27 protein-coding genes are annotated in these 19848 nt (G+C 68.7%); 16 read left to right on the plus strand and 11 right to left on the minus strand.

The window, feature by feature from the left end; translation table 11 throughout:
• Positions 1-107: 107 nt before the first annotated feature.
• Positions 108-332, minus strand: a complete 225-nt coding sequence (locus ACFLIM_RS46635; protein WP_393176728.1) for a Rid family hydrolase — start codon at positions 330-332, stop codon at positions 108-110.
• The gene (locus ACFLIM_RS46640) at positions 268-507 is read right to left on the minus strand and encodes a hypothetical protein (protein WP_393176661.1); all 240 of its coding nucleotides are present in this window, start codon (positions 505-507) and stop codon (positions 268-270) included. Before ACFLIM_RS46640 ends, ACFLIM_RS46635 begins: the two co-directional genes overlap by 65 nt.
• 72 nt (positions 508-579) lie before the next feature.
• On the opposite strand from ACFLIM_RS46640, the gene ACFLIM_RS46645 reads away from it, so the two are divergent.
• Positions 580-777 (plus strand): helix-turn-helix domain-containing protein, encoded by a 198-nt coding sequence (locus ACFLIM_RS46645; protein WP_393176663.1) that lies wholly within the window; start codon positions 580-582, stop codon positions 775-777.
• A 49-nt stretch (positions 778-826) separates the two neighbouring features.
• Here the strand turns inward: ACFLIM_RS46645 and menC are convergent, their stop codons facing one another.
• Positions 827-1642 (minus strand): o-succinylbenzoate synthase, encoded by an 816-nt coding sequence (gene menC, locus ACFLIM_RS46650; RefSeq protein ID WP_449291500.1) that lies wholly within the window; start codon positions 1640-1642, stop codon positions 827-829.
• 698 nt (positions 1643-2340) lie between these two features.
• Between menC and ACFLIM_RS46655 the strand changes: the two genes are divergently transcribed.
• Positions 2341-2781, plus strand: coding sequence for a hypothetical protein (locus ACFLIM_RS46655; protein WP_393176665.1), 441 nt, complete (start codon positions 2341-2343; stop codon positions 2779-2781).
• Between the two features lie 455 nt (positions 2782-3236).
• Positions 3237-3650: a hypothetical protein gene (locus tag ACFLIM_RS46660; RefSeq protein ID WP_393176667.1), complete on the plus strand. Its 414-nt coding sequence runs from the start codon at positions 3237-3239 to the stop codon at positions 3648-3650.
• Here ACFLIM_RS46660 and ACFLIM_RS46665 read toward each other — a convergent pair.
• The gene (locus tag ACFLIM_RS46665; RefSeq protein ID WP_393176669.1) at positions 3628-4851 is read right to left on the minus strand and encodes an MFS transporter; all 1224 of its coding nucleotides are present in this window, start codon (positions 4849-4851) and stop codon (positions 3628-3630) included. The genes ACFLIM_RS46660 and ACFLIM_RS46665 overlap by 23 nt on opposite strands.
• Before the next feature lie 57 nt (positions 4852-4908).
• On the opposite strand from ACFLIM_RS46665, the gene ACFLIM_RS46670 reads away from it, so the two are divergent.
• The 8 genes from ACFLIM_RS46670 (at position 4909) to ACFLIM_RS46705 (ending at position 11763) form a co-directional block, all read left to right on the plus strand.
• Positions 4909-5943, plus strand: coding sequence for an ArsR/SmtB family transcription factor (locus ACFLIM_RS46670; RefSeq protein ID WP_393176671.1), 1035 nt, complete (start codon positions 4909-4911; stop codon positions 5941-5943).
• Between the two features lie 302 nt (positions 5944-6245).
• A complete protein-coding gene (locus tag ACFLIM_RS46675) occupies positions 6246-6632 on the plus strand; it encodes a hypothetical protein (protein WP_393176673.1) in 387 nt (128 codons plus the stop codon).
• Positions 6633-6746: 114 nt separating this feature from the next.
• The gene (locus ACFLIM_RS46680) at positions 6747-7796 is read left to right on the plus strand and encodes a PLP-dependent cysteine synthase family protein (RefSeq protein ID WP_393176675.1); all 1050 of its coding nucleotides are present in this window, start codon (positions 6747-6749) and stop codon (positions 7794-7796) included.
• Positions 7797-8254: 458 nt separating this feature from the next.
• Positions 8255-8833, plus strand: a complete 579-nt coding sequence (locus tag ACFLIM_RS46685; RefSeq protein WP_393176676.1) for an SH3 domain-containing protein — start codon at positions 8255-8257, stop codon at positions 8831-8833.
• Positions 8834-9356: 523 nt separating this feature from the next.
• Positions 9357-10178, plus strand: coding sequence for an HNH endonuclease family protein (locus ACFLIM_RS46690; RefSeq protein WP_393176678.1), 822 nt, complete (start codon positions 9357-9359; stop codon positions 10176-10178).
• Between the two features lie 121 nt (positions 10179-10299).
• Positions 10300-10542: a hypothetical protein gene (locus tag ACFLIM_RS46695; RefSeq protein WP_393176680.1), complete on the plus strand. Its 243-nt coding sequence runs from the start codon at positions 10300-10302 to the stop codon at positions 10540-10542.
• A gap of 7 nt (positions 10543-10549) precedes the next feature.
• Positions 10550-11176, plus strand: a complete 627-nt coding sequence (locus ACFLIM_RS46700) for a ClpP family protease (protein WP_393176682.1) — start codon at positions 10550-10552, stop codon at positions 11174-11176.
• Positions 11173-11763 (plus strand): ClpP family protease, encoded by a 591-nt coding sequence (locus tag ACFLIM_RS46705; RefSeq protein WP_393176684.1) that lies wholly within the window; start codon positions 11173-11175, stop codon positions 11761-11763. Before ACFLIM_RS46700 ends, ACFLIM_RS46705 begins: the two co-directional genes overlap by 4 nt.
• A gap of 27 nt (positions 11764-11790) precedes the next feature.
• On the opposite strand, the gene ACFLIM_RS46710 is transcribed toward ACFLIM_RS46705, so the two are convergent.
• Entirely contained in the window at positions 11791-12147 is a 357-nt protein-coding gene (locus ACFLIM_RS46710) for a helix-turn-helix domain-containing protein (RefSeq protein ID WP_393176686.1), read from the minus strand.
• Positions 12148-12273: 126 nt separating this feature from the next.
• Entirely contained in the window at positions 12274-12483 is a 210-nt protein-coding gene (locus ACFLIM_RS46715; protein WP_393176688.1) for a hypothetical protein, read from the minus strand.
• Positions 12484-13061: 578 nt separating this feature from the next.
• Between ACFLIM_RS46715 and ACFLIM_RS46720 the strand changes: the two genes are divergently transcribed.
• Positions 13062-13478: a YciI family protein gene (locus ACFLIM_RS46720; RefSeq protein ID WP_393170435.1), complete on the plus strand. Its 417-nt coding sequence runs from the start codon at positions 13062-13064 to the stop codon at positions 13476-13478.
• Complete coding sequence (locus ACFLIM_RS46725; protein ID WP_393176690.1) at positions 13478-14692, plus strand: RNA polymerase sigma factor; 1215 nt, start codon at positions 13478-13480, stop codon at positions 14690-14692. Before ACFLIM_RS46720 ends, ACFLIM_RS46725 begins: the two co-directional genes overlap by 1 nt.
• On the opposite strand, the gene ACFLIM_RS46730 is transcribed toward ACFLIM_RS46725, so the two are convergent.
• Together ACFLIM_RS46730 and ACFLIM_RS46735 are read right to left on the minus strand one after the other, a co-directional pair.
• A complete protein-coding gene (locus ACFLIM_RS46730; RefSeq protein WP_393176732.1) occupies positions 14657-15199 on the minus strand; it encodes a hypothetical protein in 543 nt (180 codons plus the stop codon). The two genes, ACFLIM_RS46725 and ACFLIM_RS46730, sit on opposite strands and share 36 nt — an antisense overlap.
• Positions 15145-15402, minus strand: a complete 258-nt coding sequence (locus ACFLIM_RS46735; protein WP_393176692.1) for a transposase — start codon at positions 15400-15402, stop codon at positions 15145-15147. Before ACFLIM_RS46735 ends, ACFLIM_RS46730 begins: the two co-directional genes overlap by 55 nt.
• Between ACFLIM_RS46735 and ACFLIM_RS46740 the strand changes: the two genes are divergently transcribed.
• The 3 genes from ACFLIM_RS46740 (at position 15335) to ACFLIM_RS46750 (ending at position 17699) form a co-directional block, all read left to right on the plus strand.
• On the plus strand, positions 15335-15751 hold the full coding sequence (locus ACFLIM_RS46740) for an NAD(P)-dependent oxidoreductase (protein ID WP_393176693.1): 417 nt from the start codon (positions 15335-15337) through the stop codon (positions 15749-15751). The two genes, ACFLIM_RS46735 and ACFLIM_RS46740, sit on opposite strands and share 68 nt — an antisense overlap.
• Before the next feature lie 154 nt (positions 15752-15905).
• The gene (locus ACFLIM_RS46745) at positions 15906-17153 is read left to right on the plus strand and encodes an esterase/lipase family protein (RefSeq protein WP_393176694.1); all 1248 of its coding nucleotides are present in this window, start codon (positions 15906-15908) and stop codon (positions 17151-17153) included.
• A 318-nt stretch (positions 17154-17471) separates the two neighbouring features.
• Complete coding sequence (locus ACFLIM_RS46750) at positions 17472-17699, plus strand: hypothetical protein (RefSeq protein WP_393176696.1); 228 nt, start codon at positions 17472-17474, stop codon at positions 17697-17699.
• A gap of 116 nt (positions 17700-17815) precedes the next feature.
• Here the strand turns inward: ACFLIM_RS46750 and ACFLIM_RS46755 are convergent, their stop codons facing one another.
• The 3 genes from ACFLIM_RS46755 to ACFLIM_RS46765 are packed head-to-tail and all read right to left on the minus strand — an operon-like array spanning position 17816 to position 19818.
• A complete protein-coding gene (locus tag ACFLIM_RS46755; RefSeq protein WP_393176698.1) occupies positions 17816-18454 on the minus strand; it encodes an aldo/keto reductase in 639 nt (212 codons plus the stop codon).
• A gap of 32 nt (positions 18455-18486) precedes the next feature.
• Complete coding sequence (locus ACFLIM_RS46760) at positions 18487-18711, minus strand: hypothetical protein (protein ID WP_393176700.1); 225 nt, start codon at positions 18709-18711, stop codon at positions 18487-18489.
• Positions 18712-18729: 18 nt separating this feature from the next.
• A complete protein-coding gene (locus ACFLIM_RS46765) occupies positions 18730-19818 on the minus strand; it encodes a mandelate racemase/muconate lactonizing enzyme family protein (RefSeq protein ID WP_393176702.1) in 1089 nt (362 codons plus the stop codon).
• Positions 19819-19848: the final 30 nt, after the last annotated feature.

Here is a 19848-nt window from a genome sequence, read left to right on the forward strand (position 1 = left end):
CGTCCCATGTCACGGCGACACACTGTGCCCGGACGGCCACAGTCCACTAAAGAACGAATCGCCTCTATCGTCGCCGTGACGTTCGCGATCTGAACTTAAATGACAAGCTAAGCAGCGGGCACGGGCCTTGGCTCTGCGGGCCGTCGTGCGTACACCTCGATCTCAAACTTCATGCGGGAATCGGACAGGCCGCACACGAGCATCGTCGCGGCTGGGCGGATGTCGCCGAAACAGCGGCGCAGGGCCGGCCAGCACGGCTGGAAGTCCTCACGGTCGGGCAGCAGGTATCTGACCCGGACGACGTCGGCGAACGAGCAGCCCGCCTCGGCCAGTGCCGAGCAGGCACTGCTCGGCCTGCTCGACCACGTCGGCGGAGATCGTCATGGTCGCGTAGTCGAACCCGGTCGTCCCGGACACGTGCACCCAGTCGCCGTCGATCACCGCCCGCGCGTAGCCGATCTCCTCTTCGAAGGTGGATCCACTCAAGATCACGCGTCGCTCTGTCATGTGGCGAAAGGTAGGCAACCAGCAGTGATATGTCCAATACCTCCCCGAGAGTCATCTGATATCTCTAAAGGTATGGACCGTCCTGAGCTCAGCCTCCAGCAGCTTCACGCCTTTGCGGTCCTCTCCGAGGAACTCCACTTCGGGCGCACAGCGGAGCGGCTGGGCATCGCACAACCGCCGCTCAGCCAGCAGATCCGCCGCCTGGAAGCGAAGGTCGGACACCCGCTGTTCACCCGAGGACCCGGCGCGGTCGCCCGCAGCGAACCCTGAATCCTCTCCTCCCTCTCCGCACATCGACCAACACATCGGAGTCATTCGTCTAGAGGGTGATCCACTCGGTGGAGGTGGTCACCTCTTCCAGCACGTCGGGCAGCGGCTCGACGCCCAGGCCCGGACCGGTCGGCACGGCCAGGTGCCCGCCGTCCAGCTCGAACGGCGCGGTCACGTCGGTCGCGAAATAGCGCCGCGACCCCGACGTGTCGCCCGGCAGGGTGAAGCCGGGCAGCGCGGCCAGCGCCACGTTCGCGGCCCTGCCGAGCCCGGTCTCCAGCATGCCGCCGCACCACACGGCGATCCCGTGCGCCCGGCACAGGTCGTGGATGCGGCGCGCCTCCAGGTAGCCGCCCACCCGGCCCGGCTTGATGTTGACGATCGAGCAGGAGCCCAGCGAGATCGCCGCGGCGGCGTGCGCGGCCGACTCGATCGACTCGTCCAGGCAGATCGGCGTCCGCAGCCGCTTCGCGAGCTGGGCGTGCTGCACCAGGTCGTCGTTGGCGAGCGGCTGCTCGATCAGCAGCAGGCCGAAGTCGTCGAGTCTGGACAGGTGCCGGGCGTCGGCCAGGGTGTAGGCCGCGTTGGCGTCGACCTGGAGCAGCACGTCGTCGCCGAACCGCTCGCGGACCGCCCGCACCGGCTCGACGTCGTGCCCGGGCTCGATCTTCAGCTTGATCCGGACGTAGCCCTCGTCCAGGTAGCCCTCGACGACCGACAGGAGCTGGGGGATCGTCTCCATGATGCCCACCGACACCCCGCAGGGCACCCGGTCGCGGGTCGCCCCGAGGAACCGGCCGAACGACTCGCCCGACGCCCTGAGCTGCGCGTCGAGCACCGCCGTCTCCAGGGTTTTCTCAACCATATTTGAGCGATCGCTCAGGTGGTGACCGAAGGTCGATGGAAGTGCCTGGTCAGAGCGATGGCGCAATTTGCGGCCTCGTAGCGGGGACGGGTGATGTGACGGCGCAGCACCGCGTTCTCGTGACGCAGCACCAAAGCTCGGCGTCCTTGGACAGCTCGGTGCGAACCAGCACGACGATCAGCTCCAGCACCCGCCGCACGATCATGTAAGCGAGGGACAACAGCACCTCGCAAGGCTCCCAGACCGGCTCACGCAGCCGCAGACAAAACCCCAGCTCACACCCCAGACTCGAATTTTCGAGCGGCACACCTTCCTCGCTACGTCCTCGGGCGAACCGCGCCTGGATGCAGTCAGCCGGCACGATAAGCCACCCGCATCACCTTCGCCGACCTCGTACACCATGCCCGCGGATGCGACCGAACGCGTTCGCCCGGGGTGAGCGCGGCAGAGTCTTGCGGCGGAGTCTTGAGGACCCGCACGCCTACCCCTGGCGCGACCTTGACCCAGCCGTGGAGAGAAGCCCACTGTCGCTGTCGCTGCTGCCTTCGCCTCCTACGCGCCAAGGAGTCGCTGGGGTACGTGATCGGACCCGTCTGCAGGAAGCGTCTCGGTATAGCTACACGCCAGCGTGTATGCCTCGCCAGGGTCCGGCCTGGAGGAGACTACGACGGACAGACTGACCTTCTGGAGGACCCGACATGACCTGGAAAGACCACGACCTGCCCGTACTAAAGGCGATTGTGCAAATGGCAGACGAAGGGGTGGTTCTGATCGAGCCGCACCAGATCGTCGACCGATTAGGCATGGATCCGGAAGACGTGCGGCGAGCCCTCGCTGCGCTCGCTGGGGAGAGGCCGCCCTTCTTCCAGTTCACCGATGTCACCGACGCTGATTCGGCCGGACGGGAGATCGACGGTATCCACAACCCGACCGGTGAAGCTCGCCGGGTGGTGGGCATGTGGCCGGCCGAGATGCTGGCCAGGCAGATCGTCGCCGGTCTCGAAGCCGCCGCCGAAGCCGAGCCGGACGAGGAGAAGAGGAGCAAGCTCAAGCAAACGGCACAGTTCTTGGGCGGGACAGGCTGGTCCGTCCTGCTCGGAGTGGCAGGAAACGCCGCATCTGCAGTCATCGGTCTGTGAAGGAACCGTTGACCCACACCATGCCGTCCTGGCTCGAGGCCAAAATCGCCGCGGACATGAGCGCGACCAGGAAACTCTCTCCAGACCCACTTGATGATCTCGCCTCCGAACTGAGACCATCGCCTACCAGGCCGGCGAGCAGGGCCGCGACGAGGAAGCCAACGCGTACAGGTTGTGCCGCTCGAAACACAATCTCGCTGGTCAAGGGCCCTTGGTAGGAGGACGTGCTGCCGAGATCATGGCTGAGTGATCCTTTCGGTTGTCTACCGCCCTGGTGGTAGGGAGGTGGGACTACAGCGCGCGGCGAAGGCCAGGCCGACCGTCGACCAACGAGGCGATCAGACAGCTTGTGCTGCGGTTGGCTCGGGAGGGATCCGCGCTGGGGGCATCGCCGGATCCAAGGGGAGTTGTCTCGGCTCGGCTATGCGATCGCGGCTTCGACGGTGTGGGAGATCTTGACCAGGGCCGGTGTCGACCCCGCGCCGCGCCGTTCGGGGCCGAGTTGGCGGCAGTTCCTCACCGCGCAGGCCGAAGGGATCATCGCCTCTGACTTCCTGCACGCCGACTGCGCGCTCACGCTCAAATGGCGCTACGTCCTGATCTTCGTCGAGCACGGGACGCGCCGCCTGCACATCGCCGGAGCCACCGCGCATCCAACGGGCCTATGGGTGGCGCAGCAGGCGCGCAATCTGGCGATGGAGCTGGGCGTGCGAATGGAAGGCCTGCGCTTCCTGCTTCGCGACCAGGACAGCAAATACACCGCCGGGTTCGAAGGCGTCTTTGAGGCGGATCCCTGGCAGCTGCGGCCGCACATAAGCGGTGACTCGTCGCAGCTCCGTCTCTTCGCTAGGCGGCGGGGATCATCATAGCTGCGTGCCGGGCCACCGCGGCGGCGCCCGTGCCGGCCAGGACGAAGAGGGCGGCCAGGCCGACCCAGCCCGCGGTGCCGTGTTCGACGGCGGTGGTGGCGAGGATCGGGGAGAACATGGCGGCGATCGCGTAGCCGGTCTGACTGAGGCCTTGGTAGGCGCCGGCGCTGCGCTGGTCGGCCAGTTCGAAGGCCATGCCCCAGCCACCCGCCTCGCCCAGGATCTCACCCATGGTGTGGGCGAACGCGGCCAGGACGAACAGGACGCAGGCGACGATCATGTTTCCGTAGCCGGCCAGGGCGTACAGACCGCATGCCATCGCGAGCAGCCACGACGCGCGCCTGACCGTGCGCCCGGCCTTGCGCACGTCGTCGGTGCCGCGCGAGGCGCGCACCTGGAGTGCGGCCACGACCACAGTGTTGAGGACGAGTAGCACGGAGACGATGGCGGTGGGTGCGTCGGTGGTGGCCACCCAGAGCGGCATGCCGACGGTCAGCAGGCCGAACTGCGTGGCCACCACGGTGTTGCACGCCACGCTCGCGATGTAGGTACGGTCCCTGAGCGGCGAAGGCCCGGTGGACGCGGTGCGCTCCCTGACGGCGGTCATCCTGGCGGCGAGCTCCGGCACCTGACGCCCGAGCCCGGCCAGCGGCACGGTGGCCGCCAGTAGCAAGACGCCGGCGACGACCACCGCCACACGGTACGCCGACGCGGTGCCGATCAGGAGCGCCGCCGCAGCGGCCACCGTGCCCAGGCCGATGAAGACGTTCGTGACCACGCGCATCCGGGCCCGGACCTCGACCCGCTCCGGGCCGGTGTACCACCGCGCCAGCATCGCCTGCTTCGACGAGGAGCCCACCGAACGCGTGATCACGGCCAGGCAGGCGATCAGGGTGAACACGACGGCGTCGGAGACGAACGTGTAGGCGAGCAGCGCAACCCCGTTGAGCCCTGTCGCCACCGCCTGGACGTGGTGCGCGCCGACCCGGTCAGCCAGCCACCCTCCCGCGTACGAGGCCAGCACCCCGGTGCCGCCCGCGATGCCCAGCCCGAGACCCACCGTCGTCGCGCTGAGCCCGATGACGAGCGTGAAGTACAGCGTGCTGACGGTGTAGAAGACGCCGCTGGAGAGCGCGAACGCCATCGTGCTGACGGTCAGTGAGCGGGCGACGCGGTCCTGAGGGAAGAAGGTCTGGATCACGAGGGCCTTTATCCCGTAATAGGGCCTTTGTCGCCAATTGATGTAGCGTATGGCTTCATGGCAGGGCTGATCGAGTACGAGCTCGCGGGGATGGACGTGGCCGACGTCCGCTTCGCCATCTCGCCGCTCAACGAGCTCACGTTGTCGTTGCGCACGTTCCGCGACCCTGGGCGCTATCCCGTGCACCTGCCCTGGCTGCGCCGCACGGAGCAGGCCCGATCCACGCTGGACGTGCCCCTGCTGCAAGCGCTCACCAATGACGACATGTGGACACCGGACTACCTGTCACCCCGCCCCCACGCCCCGCTTACCCGCATCGACGACGAACTCGCCACAGTCGCCCGCGTGCCCGTGGACCGGGTGCTCGACGACCTGCGCGCCATCCACCCCCGGCTCCCCGAGCCGCTGCGGGGCGACCCGTCGGCCCACATCCTGGACGCGCTGCGGGACTACTGGCGCACCTGCTTCGCGCCCTGGTGGCCCAGGATGCGCGCGGTCCTGCAGGCCGACGTGGTCCACCGCGGCCAGGTCATCTCGGCCCACGGCCTGGCCGCGATGTTCGCCGACCTCAGCGAGCGCGTTCAGCTGAAGGACGGCGTCGTACGCATGCGGCTGATCAGCGACGCCCGCTACCGGCGCTCCACCAGCGGCGAGGGCCTCACCCTGGTCCCGACCCTCTTCAGCCGGGCCGCCACCGTCCCCATCTCCCCGTCCGAGCCCCCTTTGATCATGTACGGCACTCGGGGCGTCGGCACGCTCTGGCAACCAGAGCCCCGTCACTCCCCAGGGGTGCTCACCGACCTTCTGGGCGCCACCCGGGCAGGGCTGCTCACCATGCTCGAGACCCCCGCCTCATCGACCGAACTCTCCGGCCGCCTGGGCGTCACTCCTTCGGCCGTCAACCAGCACCTCCGCACCCTCCGCGCCGCCGGCCTCCTCGCCAGCGCCCGCCACGGCCGCTCGGTCCTCTATCTACGCTCGGAACTCGGCGACGCCCTCGTCGCCGGATCAGGACTTCGGGCCGTCGGTGTCGACCGCGGAGCGGAGGACGCTGCCCACCCCGGTCCCGGTCAGTTCGGCCAGGAGGCCTGAGACGGTGGTGCGGTCGGTTGCCGTTGATTGAGACCATGCGCAGCTCGGCCGACTCGGGGAGTTCTCTCAAGCCCCCTACGCTGGCGAGACGTCAAACCCCGATCAACTTCGAGGAGCCGCCATGACCGCGGCCGCCGACCTCCGAAGGGTGCCAGGACGACGGTGACGTCGTTGGACCCACAGGCGGCCGTCCTCAACCGCCACCCGATCCGGCCGCTGGGCTACTGACCCTCAGGTCAGGAAATCCGGCCTCCCCAGGATAGCCACTTATTGTAGTTATTCAACTACAATAAGTGGCTGAGATGGGTGTCCAAGAGATAGCTGCGGACCAGCCACGCCGAGCGGCGTGGCCGGTCCTGCTGATCGGGATCCTCACCGTCGCCCATCTGTGGGCTCACGCCACCGCCCCCTACGACCAGCACACTCCATCGGCCTACCAGGTGGCGAGCCTGTCGTTCCCGCACCCCGCCCAGCAGCATGCTCATGGCCGGGTGGCGCACGCCGACCTCTTCAGCCTGCCGGCGCCCGCTTCCCGGCCGGTCAGGCAAGCGGCGCTGATGGCCTGGTCGCCGTGCGTTCTGGCGGTGCCACCCGCGCCTGGCATGCGCATGGCCTCGGCTCGGGCCCCGCCGTGCGGTCATCGAGCCCGCGCGGTGCGCACCCACGCCCTTGAGGTCTATCGGCCCTGATCGACACGGACCCAGCCAGCCGTCCTGCCGGAGATTCGGCCAGGCCGGTTGCACGAGGTGTTCCGTGACCATCAGCGACCTGGCGCGGGCATGCGCCGAAAAGAGCCGATCACCATGTTGTCAAGCACGACCACCACCGAACCCGCCCTGCCATTGCTGGTGGGCAACACACCCGTCTGCTGGATCAGCGAGCCGTTCAGCTCCGGTCGACACGGCTTCTGGGCCAAGCTAGAGGGCGCCAACCCCGGCGGCATCAAAGACCGCGCCGCCCTGCACATCGTGCAGCGGGCCCGCGCCCGCGGCGACCTCGCCCCCGGCGCGATGATCGTCGAATCCACCTCCGGCACCTTCGGCTTGGGCCTGGCCCTGACCGCGATCGCCTACGGGCATCCCGTCACCGTCGTGTCCGACCCCGGCATGGAGGCGATCGTGCAGCGGCTGCTGGGCGCCTACAGCGCCCGGGTGGAGACCGTCACCCAGCCGCACCCGGTCGGCGGCTGGGAACGCGCCCGGCTGGAGCGCGTCGATGCACTCCTGCGCCAGCACCCGGGAGCCTACTGTCCCAACCAGTACGACAACCCCGACAACGTCGAGGCCTACGCAGGCCTGGCGCACGAGCTGATCTCCCAACTCGGCCGCATCGACGTGCTGGTGTGCAGTGTGGGCACCGGCGGCCACTCGGCGGGCATCACGCGGGTGCTACGCCGTTTCTACCCGGACATGCGGCTGATCGGAGTGGACGCCGTCGGCTCGGTGATCTTCGGCCAGCCCGCCCGGCCCCGGCTGATGCGCGGCCTGGGCAGCAGCATCCACCCCCGTAACGTCGCCCACGCCGCATTCGACGAGGTGCACTGGGTCGCCCCGCATGAGGCGGTATGGGCCTGCCGGCAACTGGCCGCCACGCACTACACCACCGGCGGCTGGAGCGTCGGTGCGGTCGCCACGGTCGCGGCCTGGTGCGCCCGCACCATGGCGCCCCACCCGGATCGCGGCGATCTTCCCCCACGGCCCGCCCGCTACTACACCACCGTCTTCGACGACGCCTACTGCGCCGCCCACGACCTCCTCGACCGGCCCCCGGCCGACGAGCCGGACCACATCGAACATCAAGGCCAGGCCGAGGCTACGCGCTGGACCCGCTGGGTCACGGCAAGGGGGCGCTGATGGGTGCCCCTTGGCTGCTTCGCCCGCAGCGTCCAGCTGGTCAGGACAGGCGGCGTCAACGCTGCCGGCTGGCGCCGCTGCCGACGAGAACGCGGCCTGCAAGCCCCCCGGCCCTCGGCAGGCGCAGGTCGCGATCGGAGCCAGCGATTAGACCCGGTTTCGGTCCGGAGGCACGGGCCATTCATGTCCCTTGGTCGCGGAGCCCCTGGTTACGCGCAACCCGCTTGGCGTCCTCGCGACTCCGTTTTCATCGCACATCGTCCAGGTGCCAGGACTTCCTGGCGCCTGACCCAAAGCGCAGGTAGAGCCCGGCCCGCCTTTCTTGCGAGAAGGTTGCAGAAGGTAATGAGTCTTGATTAACCCGCACATGTGTAAACATATCGTAATCAGGGGACTACTCTAAGTAAGGAATCCGGATGGAGGGTTCCGAGAGGACGCAAGGCCGAAAAGGAGACATCGTGGCCATTCCCCAGCGGATCACTCTGATCCTGATCTCATGCGCCGCCACCGGCGGGCTCATGGGCGCCGCCCTGCAGGCCCAGGCCGCCACGCCCCCGCAGACCGCCCCCCTGCCCCGTCTGGCCTGCACTTACCAGGTCACCCACGTACGCCCGATCAGCTTCCTCAACGTCCGCAACGGCCCGGCCTTGCACTACCACCCGATCGGCAAGCGACAGAGCGGCACCGCGCGCTTCGCCGGATCCTGCACCGCCACCAACGGCTGGATAGCGGTCCAATCCACCACCGGCAAACTCGGCTGGACCTCAGCCCACTACCTGCGCAAGATACCGGCCGGATCCTCCCATCCGACGCGCCCGTCGGGCCTGGCCTGCACCTACCAGGTCACCCACGTACGCCCGATCAGCTTCCTCAACGTCCGCAACGGCCCGGCCTTGCACTACCACCCGATCGGCAAGCGACAGAGCGGCACCGCGCGCTTCGCCGGATCCTGCACCGCCACCAACGGCTGGATAGCGGTCCAGTCCACCACCGGCAAACTCGGCTGGGCCTCAGCCCACTACCTGCGCAAGGTGTAGTCGCCGCAAAGACCTGCTCCCCGGTAGGCAGAGGCAGGGTTCCGCCGGCGACGCTCGCCGGCGGAACCGTGCTGCCCCAGCGGTACGCGGGCCACCCGTCGGCTATGACGCGCCCCCGCCCCCTCCCTGGAGCGCCGCCCGTCCCCCACCGGACACACCCGCACAACAACCCTCGACTCCTTCACCCCGCGCTCTCGCCGCCCAACTCGAGATCGGCAGCGCGGGCCGCAAGCCGAACCCCCGAGGGCTCCCCTCCACACTGCCATCGCCGCCAGAGCTGATCCACCCCGCCTATGATCACGGCGCCGTCGACTGGAGCCGTTTGCACCGCCACCACCGTGTCGGGCGCACTGATCAACGGTTTGGCACGCCGCTGCTGCCACCAACGTCTTCCTCCGCCGCACAGCCCTATCGCCGAGCCCTACCGCCCAGACCCCGCGCCGCACAGGCCACGCCAATGGTCGGCGTCGGGATCGCCTGACCTCGATCCCGTGAAGAGGATGCACATCGAACGGAGACGTCAATGCCGATCACCGAACGGATCGCCCTCGCCCTGATCGCCTGCGCCGCCGCAGGCTACCTCATGGTCCACACCCCGCCGATCCAGACCGCCACGTCCACCGCCAGTACCCCGAGCCCGTCCCTGAAGTCCGTATCGCTCGCCCGCCTCGCCGCTCACGACGACAGCTCTTCCCGCCACTCCGCGCTGTTCCTCGCGAGAGCCAACCCGCTGCACAACCCGGACGGGACCAACCCGGGACTGGCTCCCATCACCTCACGCCCGGACCGGGCGACGGCCGTCAACCTGATCAAGAAGGTCCGGGTCGCCAGCCGAGGCTCCCTGCACAGCTACACCCGCGCCTGGTTCGGCCTCAACTGGGCCGACACCGCCACCGGCGTCCCCTACGCGCGCAACGGGTGCCGCACCCGCGACGACCTACTCGCCCGTGACGGCGAAAACCTGCAACTGCTCCCCGGGTCGCACTGCGTCGTCGTCGCGATGGCACTCCACGACCCCTACACCGGCAAGACGATCCAATGGCGCAAGCAAAACGCCGACCGCGTGCAGGTCGACCACATCGTCCCGCTGTCCTACGAATGGCGGATGGGCGCCACGAGGTGGCCCAAGACCAAGCGGCTGCAGATCGCCAACGACCCGCTCAACCTCATCCCGGTTGACGGCCCCACCAACCAAGCCAAGGGCGGCGCAGGCCCGGCATCCTGGCTACCCCCCGTACACAAGATCCGCTGCGCCTACGTCGCCCGCTTCGCCCAGGTCGCCGGCAAGTACGACCTCCCCGTCACCAGGGCCGACAAGATGGTCATGCTCGCCCAATGCCGCTGAGACCAAACGGTAATACGGCGGCATAAGGGCGAACACGCCTGCAGCGGCCGGTGGGCCAGTCACCACACGGTGCTGGCGAGCGCCGTGACGGTGGCGATGCCGGGGCGGTGTCCCACATGGGATGATGGCGGCGCACCAGCCCGGCAGCTTCGCCGCCAACGCCGCCTGGCTGACCTGCGCGGCCATCACCCACAACCTGCTGCGTGCCCTCGGCATCTCCAACCGCTCGCCCGCTCGATTCCCGGACCGCAATGCTACGAACCGGGCCGGAAATCGAGTTGTCCCTGCTCAGGAGTTCACTCTGCTCAGAGCAGATCTGCCCCAGGCGGATCGTGTCGACGCCGATCCGGATCGCCTCACATGATGGACGCATGAGCGAAGAATCGAAACTTCCACTGTTCAACGCGCGGGTAAGACGCGAGCTCTACGAGCAGCGTGTTCTCGTTCTCGACGGCCCTCTCGATGACGACAATGGGACACTGCTGGCCACGCAACTGATGGCACTCGCCACGCAGGATGCGTCGACCGATATCGCATTGTGGATTCACTCCCCGGGCGGCTCGGTTCCCTCGATGCTTGCGATCCGCGACATCATTCGAGTCATTCCCTGCGACGTATCGACCCTCGTGCTGGGCATCGCTTACAGCGCCGGGCAATTCTTGCTGTCATCGGGGGCCCGAGGGAAGCGCCGCGCCCTGCCACACGCACGTGTCCTGATGCACCAAGGCTCGGCGGGAATCGGTGGCACCGCAGTCGACATCGAACTGCAGGCTGGCGACCTTCGGCATACTCGCGACACGGTACTCGGTCTTATCGCCGAGGACACGGGTCAGCCCGTCGAGCGCATATTCGAGGATTCTCTGCACGATCGTTGGTACACAGCGCAAGAGGCACTGGACTACGGCTTCATAGATGCAATCGTGCAGAACTTCGAGGAAATCGCGCCACACAATCGCCCACGGCCCGGATTCGGCGTCACCGAAGGAGTCGGCCAGTGACCACATATACGATCCCGAACGTCATCGCTCAGAATCCTCGTGGCGAGCGGATCATGGATGTTTACTCGCACCTGCTCACCGAGCGAATCGTCTATCTGGGCACCGCAATTGACGCGGGCGTCGCGAACGCGCTCATCGCGCAGCTGATTTTTCTAGAGTCAGACAACCCCGATGCCGAAATACAGTTCTATATCAACTGCGAAGGCGGGGACCCGAGCGCAATGCTCGCGATATACGACACCATGCGCCATATCCGCCCGCGGGTTTCGACAACCTGCGTTGGACAGGCCGTCGCGGTGGGTGCCGTCCTTCTCGCCGCGGGTGCCGAAGGAAAACGTGCCGCTCTCCCGCACGCACGAGTAATCCTGCACCAACCGGCCGCTCAGGGGCGCGGAACGATCCCCGATCTCATCTTGCAAGCCGACGAGGTCGTACGTGTCCGGGCAGACATCGAGCACATACTGTCACGGCACACCGGCCAGACGATCGAGACCCTACGCGCCGACACCGATCACGATCGCGTGTTTACCGCGACCGCGGCCTTGGAGTACGGGCTCCTCGATCAGATCATCGAGGAGCATTCATAGGCCCGCGGATAATCCCGGCAAGCCGCGCTACGCGGCCAGAGCATACGCCGCCGAGCAGGTAGCACCTCTCGACGCGTTGTGCTGAGCAGACCGCAAGCTCTCGGCAACGGCAAGGGTCAGATCGACCAGAGTCACATCCAGCGCGCCGGCGACCGCAGCGATCATTTCGCTCGACGGCTCTTTGACGCCTCGCTCCATCTCGGAGAGATATTGCGGCGAGACCCCGGCGCGACTTGCCGTCTCGCTCAACTTCTCGCCCCGCTCGTGACGAAGACCTCTCAGACACTCACCGAGCACGTGCCGCCACAGCGGCTCGCGAGCCGGAGACGGCTTGGGGGCGGTCCGATCGATCGCTGGACGTAGCGGCGGGATGGAGTAGGCCATGCCTCACCATAGATAGACGGCGCGTTCGAGTTCTGCCGGCTTCGCGCAGAGCAGAACCGTCCCTGCCTCCTCCGCTCAGCCTCAGGGCGAATTTGCGCGCTCACCGAGTGGTCGCCGTAGCGGCGATCACTCGGTGAGGCCGGTGACCAGCCACATGAGCAGGGCGCCGCACACCGTGCTCAGCAGGGTGAGGCGGGTCGGGTGGCTGGTGGTGTGGGCCTCGGGGAGGATCTCCGCGGTGGCCAGGTAGAGCAGGAAGCCACCGAAGAAGCCCAGGTACGGCGCGATGGCCTGGGCCGGGACGGGGATCAACGAGGTCGCAGACGCGTCGGCCACCGGGGCGACCGCGTCGAGCAACAGCAGGGCCAGCGCGCGGCGGCGGGCGTTCCCAAACAGGGTCGATCAGTAGCGCTTGACCGTGTGGCTGGGTGACGTTGGCCGGCCAGCGCCCTGGTCCGGTCGCTGACTTCTGACACCTTGATCGGATGCACTGTTCTCGGCATGAGGTGCACGCGATCATGGATAGGCGTGCACAGACTGTCACGACGGTTCGTCGGCTGGCGCGCGTGCTCAGCGGCAAGAGAGTGCGCCGCGGGCGAAACGCCGCTAAAGATTCCCGTCGCCCTCTCTTCAGCCAGGTAGTGGAAAGAAGTCGCTGGCCGCGTCCTGAATGCTTTTCCCCAGATCCGTGTGAGCGTTGCCGCCTTCCAAAGCTGCGACGTTAAGCTTTCTGATCAGCATGGCGTCCGCGTCTGCCATCGCTCAGGGGCCGGTCTGACGGGCGAAACGCGGGTCGGTGGGATCGGCTGCGTTGCGGCGAGAGATTTCTCCGGGGCCGTGTCGATCTGCGGGCCGCTCGTTCGACGTGTGGGTGCGAGGGTCGAGAGGCGGCCCCGCCGGATGAGGAGAACGCGATGCCGAAGTACATGCTGATCATGCGGGGCACCGATGAGACGAACGCGGCCATGATGGCCAACATCGGCGAGGCGATGGCCGCGACCCGCCGGTTCATCGAGGAGATGGTCAAGGCCGGTGTTCTCCTCGCGGCCGAAGGGCTGGACGATCCGGGCCGGGGCGTCGTGGTCGACTTCAGCGGCGAGGCCCCGCTGGTCACTGACGGGCCCTACGGAGAGACCAAGGAACTGTTCGGGGGCTACTTCCTGCTCGATGTCGCCTCGAAACAGGAGGCGGTCGAGTGGGCCAAGCGGGTCCCGGCGGTCCCCGGGTCCAAGATCGAGGTCCGCCGGGTGGCCGGGAGCGAGGAGGTCCCGCAGGACAACGAGCGGATCGTCAAGGAACGGGCCGGGCGCGAGAGCAACGGCCAGATCTGATGGGTAGGGCCGACGTCGAGGCCGTCTGGCGGATCGAGTCGGCGCGGATCGTCGCCGCGCTGGCCCAGTTCACCGGCGATTTCGGGCTGGCCGAGGACGCGGCCCAGGAGGCGGTGGCCGAGGCGCTGGTGTCGTGGCCGCGTGCCTGTCCGGCCAATCCGGCCGGCTGGCTGATGGCCACGGGCCGGCGGCGGGCCATCGACGCGATCCGCCGCCGGGCCGCCCTTCAGGACCGATACGCCCTGCTGGCGGCCGGCCCGGCGGTCGACGAGGAAATCGACCCCGACAAGATCGACGATGACGTCCTGGCGCTGATGTTCATCAGCTGCCACCCGGTGCTCTCCCCCGAGGCCCGGGTGGCGCTGACCCTGCGCGTGGTCGGCGGCCTGTCCAGCGAGGAGATCGCCCGCGCGTTCCTCGTACCCGTGCCGACCGTGCAGGCCCGCATCACCCGGGGCAAGAAGACGATCGCGGCGGCCGGGGTGCCGTTCGAGCTGCCGGCGGCCGGCGAGCGCCGGGAACGGCTGGGCGGCGTGCTCAGCGTCCTCTACGTGATCTTCACCGAGGGGTCGACGGCCACGTCGGGCGACCGGCTGCTGCGCCCCGACGTCGCCTACGAGGCGATCCGGCTGGCCCGCACGCTGGCCGCGCTGCAGCCGGACGAGCCCGAGGTGCACGGCCTGCTCGCGTTGTGCGAGCTGACGGCCGCGCGCTTCCCGGCCCGGACCGGCCCGGACGGTTCGCCGATCCTGCTCGAGCACCAGGACCGGCGGCGGTGGGACTTCTCGGCGATCCGCCGTGGGCTGGCCGCGCTGGCCAAGGCATCGACCCGCGGCCTCGGCCCCTACGGCCTGCAGGCCGCGATCGCCGCCGCCCACGCGTCGGCGCCCTCCCTCGAGGCGACCGACTGGGACCGAATCGTGCTGCTCTACGAGGCACTCGGCCGGGTCGCGCCCTCGCCGGTGGTCGAGCTCAACCGGGCCGTCGCCGTGGCCATGGCCTCGGGTCCGGCGCAAGCCCTGGCCATGGTGGACGAGCTGATCGCCTTGGACCGGCTCCCCGGTTCGCATTTGGTTCCGACCGTACGCGGTGAGCTGCTGGCCCGGCTCGGACGGCGACCGGAAGCGCGCGCCGAGCTGGAGCTGGCGGCCCGGCTGTGCGCCAACCAGCGCGAACGCTCAGTGCTGCTGCGCAAGGCGGCCGCGCTGGGCTGACTTCTCCAGCTCGGCCGGCCGGGATTCGAGCGCGGCCCGGATGCCGTCGATCGCGTCGGCCCCGACGGCCAGGCGCAGCGGCAGCTCCGCCATGCCGGCGACCGCGACGATCGCGTCGGCCACGTCGGCCGATCGCAGGCCTTGAGCGTCGTGGGCCAGACGCGCCTGGCTCGGCCAGCGGCACGTCGAAACGCCGCCGTGGCCGGCCCCGACGGCCGGCAACAGGCGGGTAGCCGTCGAGCAGCTCAAGGGCCGCGGCTGATGTCGAGGGATGTTGGCGCCGCTGGTCAGCACGGAGATCGGGGTGCCGTTGCCGTCACGGATGAGATGGTGTTTGGAACCGGGCTTGCTGCGGTTGACCGGCGACGGGCCTGTCCCGAGACCCTCTTCTTTGGCGTCGATGTGATTGCTGTCCATCGCCGCGCGCGACCAGTCGATCCGGTTCGCTGTGTTCAACCGATCGAGCAGGATCTGGTGGAGTTGAACACGCCGGGATCGTTCCAGCATTTCAACCGCCAGCAGGTCATACCGGGGCCGAAGCCGAGTTCTTGCGGTAGGTCTTCCCAGCCGATGCCGGCATGCAGCACGAACAGGACGCCTTGCAGACATTGCCGGTCAGGGACCGGCCGTCGCTCAGGTGCTTTGTCAGGCGCCCGGCCCGCCGGGTTGCGCGAGCTCTTCGCGCACACCGACGTGGTCAGCGTCCACACCCCGCTGCTGCCCGCTACCCGCGGCCTCGTCGACCGCGACCTGATCTTCTCGATGCGCCCCGGCGCGGCGCTGATCAACACCTCCCGGGGCGCGGTGCTCGACCAGGACGCACTCACGGACGCCGCCACCGCCGGACGCATCCACGCCGTCCTCGACGTCACCGACCCCGAGGTACTGCCCGCCGACCACCCGTTGTGGGACTTCCTGATCACCCCGCACCTCGCCGGCTCCCAGGGCAACGAGTGGGCTCGCCTCACCGACTTCGCCGCCGCCGAGGCTGCCCGCTGGGCCGCGGGTGTCGGCTTCGCCCACTCCGTACGACCGGAAATGCTGGCCTTCCTGGCATGAAATGACAGCTGACGGCGCTCACCTGCAGCCAACCACTGCTGGGGAGCAGCGGCTCCAGCACCGCTCACCGACACGGAACTATAGGTGCGGCTCACATTGACCCGCGCCTCCGGAGCGGGCGAACTTGACTCATCCGAACTTCCTGGGAGGTCTGATGGGACGACGTTCGTGGGGACGAGTGGCTGCGGCCCTCGCGTTAGCGGCCGGAGCGCTGTTCACGACACCCGCCGCCGCGACCGCGACGGCGTCGGTGACGCTGGAGGCCGCCTACACCTCGGGTCTGGAGAACGGCTGGGCGCTCGTCGAGCGCTACAAGGACAACTCCACCGGGTTCCAGGCCGAGACGTACCCACCCGACGGGCGTGGCGACCAGAAGGGGCAGACCAGGCGCCTGTTCGGTGACGTCGCCCGGCCGCACTCCTCGCGGTTCCTGCTGTACCACGCGCCGGGCTGGCAGACGGGCGCCAAGAGCACCCCCGTGCTGCTGGTGCACGGCGCCAACCAGAACGCCGATCTGGCCTGGGCCAATCCCAATGCCAGCGGCTCGTACGGCTGCGGGCAGGCGAACTGCCCCACCACGGGTCTCGTGCAGCACCTCGACGGACAGGGCTACAAGGTCTTCGCGATCGGCTTCCCGCACGTCACAGGGGACGGCCACTATTGGGCGGAGCAGATCCACGACGCCGTCGCCAGGATCCGGGCGAAGACCGGTGCGGCGCAGGTGGACGTGATCGGCTGGTCGAAGGGCGCGTTCAACGCCCGCATGTACGTCTCGTCGCTACGCAAGCCTTGGGGCACGGCCTACGCGGGCGGCGTCAGGAAGCTGATCCTCGTCGGCGGGCCGAACAAGGGCTTCGACTGGGGTTACCGGCACGGCTGGACCCACGATTTCGCCATATTTCCGGAATGCGGGGGCTCGTTGAACGCACCCGCACCCCACTCCCAGATGGTCTGTTACGGCCTGTGGCGCAACCATCCCGAGCTGAGCTACGAGGGCAACGCCTACCCGGGCTCCGACGACATGCTCTATCGCTGGGACGGCGTCTACCCGCTGCCCACCATCGAACAGGACTGGTACACCACCTATTACGGCGGCACCGGCTTCTACACCGCCGGCCGCGGGATCCAGTGGGCCATCGAAAGGGGCTCGCTGGTGCAGCCCCTCATCAACGCGGGAACTCCGTCGAGCGTCCCGGTCTACCAACTGTGCGGCAACATGCCGGACATGGCGCTGCTGCACAACGAGCACACAGGGCCGTCCGACGGCGCCGTCTTCGTGGCGAGCTGCACCGCGGCCGACGGCATCGCGAACCGGGCTGCGACCGCGACGCTGCCACTCAACCACCTCAAGCTCGGCTGGTCCGCGACCGCCATGACCCAGATCACCACCTGGCTCGGCTGAGTGTCAGGGCGCAGGCCGTCCAGCGGACGGCCTGCGCCCTGACCAGGTCCTCGGGCGGGACGTCCAGCAACTGGTTCGGGAGATCACCGCGCTCGGCTACCGCGGCGGCTACTCCACCGTCTACTACTACCTGGCCCCCTTCCGAGGAACGGCCGCGCCCGCCACCGTCCCGGCACCGCCTAAGGTTCGCCACATCACCAGCTGGCTCCGCCGCCACCCCGACACCCTCGACGCCGACGAGCAGGTCAAACTCAAGAACGTCCTGGCAGTCTGCCCCATCTGGACGCCCTGCGCGGCCACGTCAAGACCTTCGCGGACATGATGACCAGCCGTCACGGCGAACGCCTCGACGACTGGATCGCCGCCGTCCGTACTGACGACCTGCCCCACCTGCACACCTTCGCCGCCGTCCGCAACGGGCTCACCCTGCCCTACAGCTCCGGCCCGGTCGAAGGCAACGTGTGCCAGGTCAAGGCCATCAAGCGCAGCCGATACGGGCGCGCCGAACTCGACTTACTCCGAAAGATCATCCTCTGCGCGGACTAGGTCGCCATCACCGTCCGTGACGACACTACACAAAGATCGCCAGACCCATCAGGCGATCCAAATCACAGCCGGAGGGCTGCGGCGCAGTCGTCGCTGATGGTGTCCGCCGCCGGCGGTCAGCGTGGCGGCGGCCGGCTGAAAGTGCCGTCGGGCAAGGGCACCGTGGGCCGCAGCCGCCGCCACAGCGGTTCGGGTACCGGCCGCGCCATCCGCTGAGCGGCGCCGCGCACCTGGTCCGGACCGGCCATTCCGGCCACCACCGACGCCACCGCCGGGTGCCGCAGCGGAAACCGGATCGCCACGTGCGGCAGCTCCACGTCCGCGGCCCGGCAGAGCGCGGCGAGTTCCCGAGCGCGGCGCAACACCGGCCCGCTCACCGGCGCGTAGTCGAACATGTCGCGCTCGCTCGGCGTGGCCTGCGCGAGGATGCCGGAGTTGAACGGCGCCGCGGCGAGCACGGAGACGCCGCGCCGGCCGCACAGGTCGAGCAGCGGCTCGCCGGAACGGTCGAGCAGCGTCCAGCGGCCGGCGAGCATCACGACATCCACGTCACAGCGGTCCACGATCTCCGCGAGCGGCTGCCAGTAGTTCATGCCGACGCCCACAGCGGTGATGAGGCCCTCGTCGCGCATGCTCAGCAGGGCCGGCACGGTTTCGTCGATCACCTGCGGGATGGCCCGCTCCGGGTCGTGGACGAGGGCGATGTCGACGTGGGAGGTGCCCAGCCGGTCCAGGCTGTCCCCGAGCTCGGTCACCTCAACGCCGGTACGGCCGAGCCGCCGGCGGTTCACGCGTCGGCCCCGGAGCCGAGGGTGAGGCCGTGCCAGCGGATCGCGGTGCCCCCGTACGCGGCGAGGTGCTCGACGCTGCGCTGCCCGTGACCGGCCTCGGTGAGCATGCCGTCACGTGGGTGCAGCGCGTCCGGCGCGGCCGGCCGGCCGGCCGCGTGCAGGTCGCGGTACTCGGGTTCCTTGTCCGGCCTCAGCCGGATGACCGTCGCCACCCGTATCATCGACACTCCTCGTCTCACTCAGGCGACGCGGTGGTCGTCGAGGGCATCGGGATTCCAGTCGATCCCGATGCCGGGGGTGTCGGGCGGTGTCACATGGCCGTCCTCGATCACCAGAGAGCTACGGGTGATCGCCTGCAGCTGCGGGATGTGCTCGACGTACATCCCGTTCGGCACGGCGGCGGCCAGGCTGACGTGCAGTTCCATGAGGAAGTGCGGGCTCACCGCGACGTTGAACGCCTCGGCGGCATGGGCGACCTTCAGCCATGGGGTGATCCCGCCGATGCGGGCCACGTCGACCTGCACGATGCCGACCGCGCCCGCGGCCAGGTAGTCGCCGAACCGCTGGACGGAGTAGAGGGATTCGCCGACCGCCACCGGCACCGAGGTGGAGGCGGCCAGTCTTCGGTGTCCGTGCAGGTCGTCGGCCGGCAGCGGCTCCTCGAACCAGGCGATGCCGAGCGGCTCGTAGGTCCGGGCGCGTCGGATCGCCTCCGCGGAGGTGAACGCCTGGTTGGCGTCGACCATCACCTCGAAGCCCGGTCCCACCGCCTCGCGGACGGCCGCGAGCCGCTCGGCGTCTTCGGCGAGCGACGGCCTGCCCACCTTGACCTTCACCCCGCACAGCCCGGCCGTGGCCGCTCGCTTCGCGCCGTCCACCAGTTCCTCGACGGGCAGGTGCAGCCAGCCGCCCTCGGTGTCGTAGACGGGCAGCCGCTCGTGCGCGCCGCCTGCCATCCGCCACAGCGACTCACCGGTACGCCGGCCGCGCAGGTCCCAGAGCGCGGTGTCGACGGCGGCGAACGCCAGTGAGGTGATGGCCCCGACAGTGGTCGCGCGGGTCTGGTCGAGCATGTGCCGCCACAGCGCCTCGACCAGCCGAGCGTCCCGGCCCAGAAGTGCCGGGACCAGGTGGTCGGTGATGAGTGACATGACAGCCCGCCCGCCGGTCCCGATCGTGTAGGAGTACCCGGTCCCGGACAGCCCGTCGGAGGTGTGCACGGTGACGAGCACCGTCTCCTGCTTGACGAAGGACTGCATCGCGTCGACGCGGACGGCCGCCGGTTGCAGGTCGACCATCTGGACGTCGATTCGTTCGATTCGGGTCATGTCATGTGCTCTCTGGACGGGGCCGCTGAG

The organism is Nonomuraea marmarensis (assembly GCF_043197025.1).
GTDB classification, from domain to species: domain Bacteria; phylum Actinomycetota; class Actinomycetes; order Streptosporangiales; family Streptosporangiaceae; genus Nonomuraea; species Nonomuraea marmarensis.